This window comes from Aureibaculum flavum (assembly GCF_016406085.1).
In the GTDB taxonomy this organism is placed as follows: Bacteria; Bacteroidota; Bacteroidia; order Flavobacteriales; family Flavobacteriaceae; genus Aureibaculum; species Aureibaculum flavum.
The window spans coordinates 1-2,511 of sequence record NZ_JAEHFJ010000025.1; the positions used below are offsets into that span (position 1 = coordinate 1).

1 protein-coding gene is annotated in these 2,511 nt (G+C 34.8%); it reads left to right on the forward strand.

Features of this window, described 5'->3' with window-relative positions:
- Position 1 precedes the first annotated feature (1 nt).
- On the forward strand, positions 2-2,511 hold a 2,510-nt coding region (locus tag JBL43_RS20100), incomplete at its 3' end, for a protein O-mannosyl-transferase family (protein ID WP_317193476.1).

The window sequence follows — 2,511 nt, forward strand, 5'->3', positions numbered from 1 at the left end:
TATTTTAGGCTGGGTAACATTTGCAATAGCATTATTAACATACACGCTTACTTTAGAACCAACAGTTAGTTATTGGGATGTTGGTGAATATATCTCTACCGCTGTTAAATTAGAAGTCGGACATCCTCCTGGAGCACCCTTATTTCAAATGCTTGGTGCATTTTTTGCAATGTTTACCACAGATCCTGAAAACATAGCAATGATGTCTAACTTTATGTCCGCATTGTCTAGTGCTTTTACCATTCTCTTTTTATTCTGGACCATCACTATTTTAGCTAAAAAAATAATTCTAAAAAATAATGATACTATTAACCAAAGTAACGCCATTGCTATTTTAGGTAGCGGTCTGGTCGGGGCATTAGCATATACATTTTCTGATAGCTTTTGGTTTAGTGCAGTTGAAGCAGAAGTTTATGCCATGTCTTCATTTTTAATGGCTCTATTATTTTGGTTAGGCTTGCGATGGGAAGCAGAAATGGATAAACCTAGAGGTCACAAATGGCTGCTTATTATTGCATTTGTAGCAGGCTTGTCTTTTGGTGTACACATACTTTCGTTATTGGTAATTCCTTCTATTGTATTTATCTATTTTTATAAAAGGTATGAAAATATTACCTCTAAAAAATTCATCATTGCCAACATTGTTTCCATTTTGGTATTGGCTTTTGTTTTTAAATTTTTGTTCCCTTACACGCTAGCATTTTTTAGTGCTTCAGAACTGTTTTTTGTAAACAGTATGGGAATGCCTTTTAATTCAGGAAGTATAATTGCAGGACTCATTGTAATTGCCATATTTTATTTTGCAATTCGTCATACGCGAAAGAAAAATTTAATACACGCTAACCTCATCATTTTATGTTTACTCTTTATTATGATTGGTTTTTCTTCATGGGTAATGCTGCCAATTCGTGCCAACGCAAACACAACTATTAACGAAAACAATCCATCAAGTGCTAGAGAATTACTAGCCTATTATAATCGTGAGCAATATGGTGATGCCAGTATTTTTTACGATTCTTATTATTCTGAAACACGTCAACAAGATCCGAATGATCCTTATCGTGATGATAAACCAAAGTATGAAAAGGACGAAAAAGCTGGTAAATATGTTATTGTAAACCGCTATAAAGACGCCCGCCCAAATTATACAGATAAAAACAAGGGTTTTATACCGCGTATGGTTGACCCAAATCCTGGAGTTGTAGCCAATTACAAAGCTATAGCAGGCATACCCGCCAACAGTAAACGAAGACCTACTTTTGGTGAGAATTTAGGTTTTATGATTGATTTTCAATTTGGCTACATGTACGGTAGGTATTTTATGTGGAACTTTACAGGACGACAAGATGATATTCAAGGTAACTTAGACAATCATGGAAACTGGTTAAGTGGTGTTACTTTTATTGACGAAATGCGATTGGGTTCCCAGCATAATTTACCAGCAGAAGTTAAAGAAAATAAAGGTAGAAACACGTATTACTTTTTTCCACTAATTTTAGGTCTAATCGGACTCCTATTCCATATTAAATACGATAAAAAGAATTTCTATATCCTCTTTTTGTTTTTTGCATTTACAGGATTGGCAATTATATTTTACACCAACCCTAAGCCTTTTGAACCACGTGAACGTGATTATGCCGTGGTAGGCTCTTTTTATGTATTCGCTATGTGGATCGGTTTTGGCGTACTCGCCATTTATCAGCAACTTAAAGACAAAATAAATCCGAAAACACTGGCAATTGCCACATCCGTTATTTGCTTATTAGCCGTTCCTACTTTAATGGCGTCTCAAAACTGGGACGACCACGATCGTTCAGGCAGATATGCTACTAGAAACAATGCAAAAGCTTATTTAGATTCTGCTCAAGAAAACGCCATTATGTTTACTATTGGTGATAATGATACGTTCCCTCTCTGGTATATGCAAGAAGTTGAAAATTACAGAACAGATATTAAACTAGTCAACACCAGTTTATTTGCAACTGATTGGTATATCGATCAACAAAAAAGAAAAACGTATTTGGCTGATCCTATCCCTGGACAATTAGTTCATGACGATTATAAAACAGGTTCTTTAGATGTAGCATATCATATTGCTAACCCTGCGTTTAAAGATACCGTTATGGATATTAGGGCTTTTATGAATTGGATAGCTAGTAAAGACTCTAGAACCTATTTAGATTTAGATGAAGATGGTATACCTGAAAAATACTATCCTACGAATAAAATTAGGATTCCAATTGACAAAGCTGCTGTACTTAGAAACAACATTGTACCACAAAAAGATGCTGATAAAATCGTACCCTATATTGACATTGAGGTTGACAAGCTAGGCATTCAAAAGCATAGAATATTAATGCTAGATATTTTAGCTCATAACGATTGGACTAGACCTATTTATTTTACAGGTGGTGCCAATGCTGACGACGAATATATTTGGCTTAAAGATTATCTTCAATTAGATGGATTGGCCTATAAATTCGTTCCTATTCTTACACCAAGTAAAAGTTC